Origin of the sequence: Poseidonibacter sp. (assembly GCF_041821165.1) — a bacterium.
Taxonomy (GTDB): Bacteria; Campylobacterota; Campylobacteria; order Campylobacterales; family Arcobacteraceae; genus Poseidonibacter.
The window spans coordinates 1-5,141 of the sequence record NZ_JBGUES010000168.1; the positions used below are offsets into that span (position 1 = coordinate 1).

Here is a 5,141-nt window from a genome sequence, read left to right on the forward strand (position 1 = left end):
AATCTCTTCCAAACTTATCATTAAACAATGTTGGACTTAGATATGCAATTAGCCCTGCCATTCTTCCAATTGCAAGACCTGGTAATCCCTTGGCTTGTAAATCATTTTTTTCATAATGGCCATTTTTAAAAATTGGGTCATGTCTTATAGATTCAATTGCTATTTTATTTATTGCAATTGCCCATGGTCTTGTATATGCAGTTGTTGCCATTGCAATTACTGTATCTGTAAAATCTGGAAACTCAATAGCATAACAAAGGGCTTGCATTCCTCCCATTGAACCACCAATAACAGCTTTTGCTTTTTGGATTCCTAACTTTTCATATAATTTCATTTGTGCTTTTACTACATCTGAAATTGTAAGAATTGGAAATTTTAATCTATACTCTTGTCCTGTTGATGGATCAATATCTAAAGCATTTGTTGAACCAAAACTACTACCAAGATTATTTGAACAAATTACAAAATATTTTGTAGTATCAACAACTTTTCCATCGCCTATAAATTTATCCCACCAACCTGGTTTTGCTTCATCAGCATATCTTCCAGCGGCATGGTGTGAACCAGCTAGTGCATGACATATAACAATAACATTTGATTTATCATCATTTAATTCACCATATGTTTCATAAACAAGCTCATACGATTCTAAAATTCTTCCACTTTCTAAATAAAGTGGTTCATCAAATTTCTGTTTTTTTGTCTCTATTTTCAAATTATGTCCAATCTTTTTGCAAATACATCTTTTTTATTAAGCAGTTATGCTATCAAAAATAATATAAGAATATGGTTTATTTACCAATATTCAAATACCTACTACGATTTTTGTAACTCTTCTAAACTTACTTTCATTAGTTCTTGCCACTTTTTATTAGGCGACCATTGCTCAAACATTGAAATATCTATTTCATCAAATGGAGTGTTTAATACATATTTATGATATACATACATAAAAGCTGTAACTCTATAATTTAAAGCACAATGAACCCAAACTTTATTTGCTCCAAGTGATTGTAAGATATTTAAAAATAGTTTAATATCAGATATTTTAGGATTTTCAAAATCCACTGGAATATGGAAATAGGACATATCTAAATCTGTTACGATTTTATCTTCATTCTTAATTGCATTTGAAGCATTATGTAATGCTAGATTTATTACTACTTCAAATCCATCTTGGGCAATCTTTGAAAACTCTTCTTCACTTGGTTGTCCTGAAGTACTGATTAGTTCATTTATTTTTACATAATTTAATATATTTTGCATTTTTAGCCTTTTATTATATTGCTTTATCAACTTTAGCTAAATACTCTTTTTTTAACTCTTCATCAATAAATGAAGATTTAAAAGAGTTTTTTACTAATGTAATAATATCTTCTTTACTTAAAGGTAAATTCTCACATAAATTTATAAAGTTTTGATTTATATAACCTTTGAAATATGCAGGGTCATCTGAATTTACAGTTACGTTTAATCCATAATCTAAAAGCTCTTTTATATTATGTTCTTTATAGTTTTCAAAAACTTTTAACTCAATATTTGAATTTGGACAAACAGTAAGCGGTATTTGTTCATCTTTTAATCTTTTCATTAGTTCATCACTTTTAATAGATTGAACACCATGATCTATTCTTTGAATATCTAATAAATCTAAAGCTTCATAAATATATGAAACATCAGCTTCCTCACCTGCATGAGCAACTAATTTAAAGCCCTCTTCTTTTGCTTTTTTAAATACTTCTTCAAATTTTGATGGAGGATTTCCTAGTTCTGATGAATCAAGTCCAACTGCGATAATATCATCTTTAAAAGCCAAAGACTCTTCAAGTGTTTTAAACGCATCTTCTTGAGATAAATGTCTTAAAAAACACATGATAATACAAGATGTAATTCCATACTTTTCTTTTGCATCATTTAGTGCTTCTTTAATTCCTGTAATTACAGTTTCAAAAGAGATTCCTCTTTGTGTATGTGTTTGTGGATCAAAAAATATTTCTGTATGTATAACATTGTCTTCAACACATTTTAGAATATATTCCCATGTTAAATCATAAAAATCTTCTTTTGTAATAAGTACATTTGCACCAGCATAATATATATCTAAAAAACTTTGTAAGTTTGTAAAATTGTAAGCATTTCGTATATCTTCTATATTTTTATAAGGGATATTTATATTGTTTTTTTTAGCTAAAGTAAACATTAGTTCAGGTTCAAGAGAACCTTCTATATGTAAATGAAGTTCAGCTTTTGGTAATCTTTTTATTAAGTTAGTCATTTAGTTCCAGTAGTTGTTTTTTATTTCTCTAATTATACTATGATACAATAAGAAAAAATTTAAGGTAAGACAAATGAGTATGATTATGGCTAAATCGCAAGAAGCGATAGATGCTTACGCTTTAGTAAAAAGTTTGCAAAAAAGATTTGTAGATAAATTAAATAATTTAAGTTTAACACTTGGTGAAAATAAAAAGTTTGAAGAAGTAACTTGGTTAAGAGATGAAGGTATTCATGGTGGTGGTTCAAGATTTGAATCAAGAGATAATATTTTATTTAACACAGCAAGTGTAAATGTATCTCAAGTGCATTATGATGAAGATGAAACAAAAAAACTTCAAAGTGCAAGTGCAATTTCAACTATAATTCATCCAAAAAATCCAAATGTCCCTTCAATTCATATTCATATTTCTTTAACACAATTAAGAGATGGTGGAGCATATTGGAGAGTTATGGCTGATTTAAATCCAAGCATAATAAATGAAGATGATAAAAAAATATTTGAAGAAGCAATTAAAAACTTATCATATTCTACTTATGAAGAAGGAATAAAACAAGGTGAAAAATACTTTAATATTCCAGCTTTAAATAGACATAGAGGGGTGAGTCATTTTTATTTAGAAAACTATAAAACTTCTAATAAAGACAAAGATAGCTCTTTTGCTTTATCTTTTGGAGAAGGAATTATTGATACTTATATAAATATTATAGATAATGCTTTTAAAACAAGAAAAGAGTTTTCAGTACAAGATATAAAAACTCAACTTGATTATCATACTTTATATTTATTTCAAGTTCTAACTTTAGATAGAGGTACAACATCAGGACTTTTAATTCACAATCAAAATGATGTAGGTATTATGGGGTCATTACCAACTTTTGTAAATAAAAAGCTTTTACAATCATGGTCTAAAAATGTACAAAAGCCACAAGATGAACTAGTAAAAGCATTAGCAAATGTTTTAAATGAACAAGGTCATGTAGATATACCAACAAAAGAAAAGCTAGCTTCAATAGTAAGAACTCATTATAAAAAATATCCACAAGCTTTAAGTATGCAAGCAAGTGGAAACACAATTCCATCAACTGTTTCAAATCACCATAAAAAATAAACTATATCCACTTTTAAAGTGGATGTATTTTTATACTAATCTTTTTAACTAACATTTCATTTGTACTAATAATATATGATATAGTTATAATATAAATAAAAAAGGCTTCAATATGAAATCTAATAAAAGAATATGGATTGTTGGAGGAAGCACTGGTATTGGTTTAGAGTTAGTAAAACTATGTTTAAAAAATGATTATTTCGTAGTTGCTAGTTCAAGAACAGCAAGTTCAAGTGATTCACTACTACAACTTCAAGAAGAGTATAATAAAAATCTAAATTTACTTGATATTGATGTATCACAAATGGATACAATTAAAGATTGTGTAAAACAAGCTTGGGAAATCTATGATGGTCTTGATATTTGGTTTTATAATGCAGGTGCTTATGAAGTAATGTCTATTGATTCTTGGGATAATAAAAAGTTTGAGCAAATGAATCAAGTAAATTATCTTGGAGTTATTAATATAATGACTGCTATTTTACCCTACTTTAGACTTGAAAAAAAAGGTCATTGGGTTTGGAATTGTAGTCTTTCTTCATACTTTGGACTTCCACAAGGTGGAGGATACTCTGCACCTAAAGCTGCTTTAGTTAATTTAGCTGAATCTATAAAACCAGAATTAGATATCTTAGATGTTAATCTTCAAATAATAAATCATGGTTTTGTAAAAACAAGACTAACAAATAAAAATAACTTTGAAATGCCTCAATTAATGCATCCTGATTTTACAGCAAAAAAAATACTTCAAGGAATAGAAGATGCTTCTTCATTTGAGATTAGGTTTCCATTTGCTTTATCTTTATTTTTAAGATTTTTAAGATTTTTACCATATAAAGTATCTTTAGCAATTACAAAAAAGATGTTGCCATGAAAGCTTTAATCTATGGTTCATTTTTTGAATCAATAAATGAAAATACTCCTAAAATAGATTATGAAAGAGTTTTAGATAAAAATGCAAGATTTAAAGACCCTTTTCATGATGTAAATGGTTTAGATAATATTTATAATATATTTCAAGATATGTATAAAAAACTTGATAATCCAAGGTTTAAAATAATTGAAATTATTGAAGAGAATAATATCGCTTATATAAAGTGGGATTTTATATTTAATTTTAAAAATAGTATAAAAGAAGAATCATTTCAAGGAGTAAGTAGAGTTGAATTTAATAATGATAGAAAAGTAATATCTCATATTGATTATTGGGATAGTGCAGAAAATCTATATGAAAAAATACCATTATTAGGTTCATTTATGCGTTTTATAAAAAAAATCATAAAGGCATAATATGCAAACCTTATCTAAAAAATCAATCATATATTATAGTCTAATAGCAATGCCATTGGCTATTGTGGGTCTGCCTTTATATATTTATTTACCAACATATTATGCAACTGTTGTAGGGATAAATGTAGCAACTGTTGGACTGATTCTTTTTTTAGCAAGGTTAAGTGATGTTATTACAGATCCATTTTTTGGTTATTTAAGTGATAAATCATTAGAACTATTTAATAGTAGAAAACCTATTATGATTATTGGTTCTTTTATATTAATTTATAGTTTTTACTCACTTATAAATCCAAACTATTCTTATGCTCAAATTTACTTATTAACTTATTCTGTTCTTATTTATATTGGTTGGAGCATGATAAATATTCCTTATCTTACATGGAGTGCTGAAATAAGTAAAGAGTATGAGGATAAAACTGTTTTAAATAGTTCAAGAGAATTATTTACAATATTAGGGGTTCT

At 27.0% G+C, this 5,141-nt stretch carries 7 protein-coding genes; 4 read left to right on the forward strand and 3 right to left on the reverse strand.

All coding sequences use genetic code 11. From position 1 onward, the window contains the following. From ACERKK_RS11050 to ACERKK_RS11060, 3 genes are all read right to left on the reverse strand, one after another. Nucleotides 1-715: alpha/beta fold hydrolase family protein (locus ACERKK_RS11050; RefSeq protein ID WP_373773133.1), on the reverse strand; the 715-nt coding region annotated here is incomplete at its 3' end. Nucleotides 716-816: 101 nt separating this feature from the next. Next, nucleotides 817-1,266 (reverse strand): protein tyrosine phosphatase family protein, encoded by a 450-nt coding sequence (locus ACERKK_RS11055; RefSeq protein ID WP_373773134.1) that lies wholly within the window; start codon nucleotides 1,264-1,266, stop codon nucleotides 817-819. 13 nt (nucleotides 1,267-1,279) lie between these two features. Next, the gene (locus ACERKK_RS11060; protein WP_373773135.1) at nucleotides 1,280-2,275 is read right to left on the reverse strand and encodes an adenosine deaminase; all 996 of its coding nucleotides are present in this window, start codon (nucleotides 2,273-2,275) and stop codon (nucleotides 1,280-1,282) included. 73 nt (nucleotides 2,276-2,348) lie between these two features. On the opposite strand from ACERKK_RS11060, the gene ACERKK_RS11065 reads away from it, so the two are divergent. The 4 genes from ACERKK_RS11065 to ACERKK_RS11080 form a co-directional block, all read left to right on the forward strand. Continuing rightward, on the forward strand, nucleotides 2,349-3,386 hold the full coding sequence (locus tag ACERKK_RS11065; RefSeq protein WP_373773136.1) for a coproporphyrinogen III oxidase: 1,038 nt from the start codon (nucleotides 2,349-2,351) through the stop codon (nucleotides 3,384-3,386). A gap of 112 nt (nucleotides 3,387-3,498) precedes the next feature. Next, a complete protein-coding gene (locus tag ACERKK_RS11070; RefSeq protein ID WP_373773137.1) occupies nucleotides 3,499-4,260 on the forward strand; it encodes an SDR family NAD(P)-dependent oxidoreductase in 762 nt (253 codons plus the stop codon). Continuing rightward, the gene (locus ACERKK_RS11075; protein WP_373773138.1) at nucleotides 4,257-4,676 is read left to right on the forward strand and encodes a nuclear transport factor 2 family protein; all 420 of its coding nucleotides are present in this window, start codon (nucleotides 4,257-4,259) and stop codon (nucleotides 4,674-4,676) included. The genes ACERKK_RS11070 and ACERKK_RS11075 overlap by 4 nt, the downstream gene beginning before the upstream one ends. A 1-nt stretch (nucleotide 4,677) precedes the next feature. Next, nucleotides 4,678-5,141 (forward strand): MFS transporter (locus tag ACERKK_RS11080; protein ID WP_373773139.1); only part of this gene is annotated, 464 nt, incomplete at its 3' end.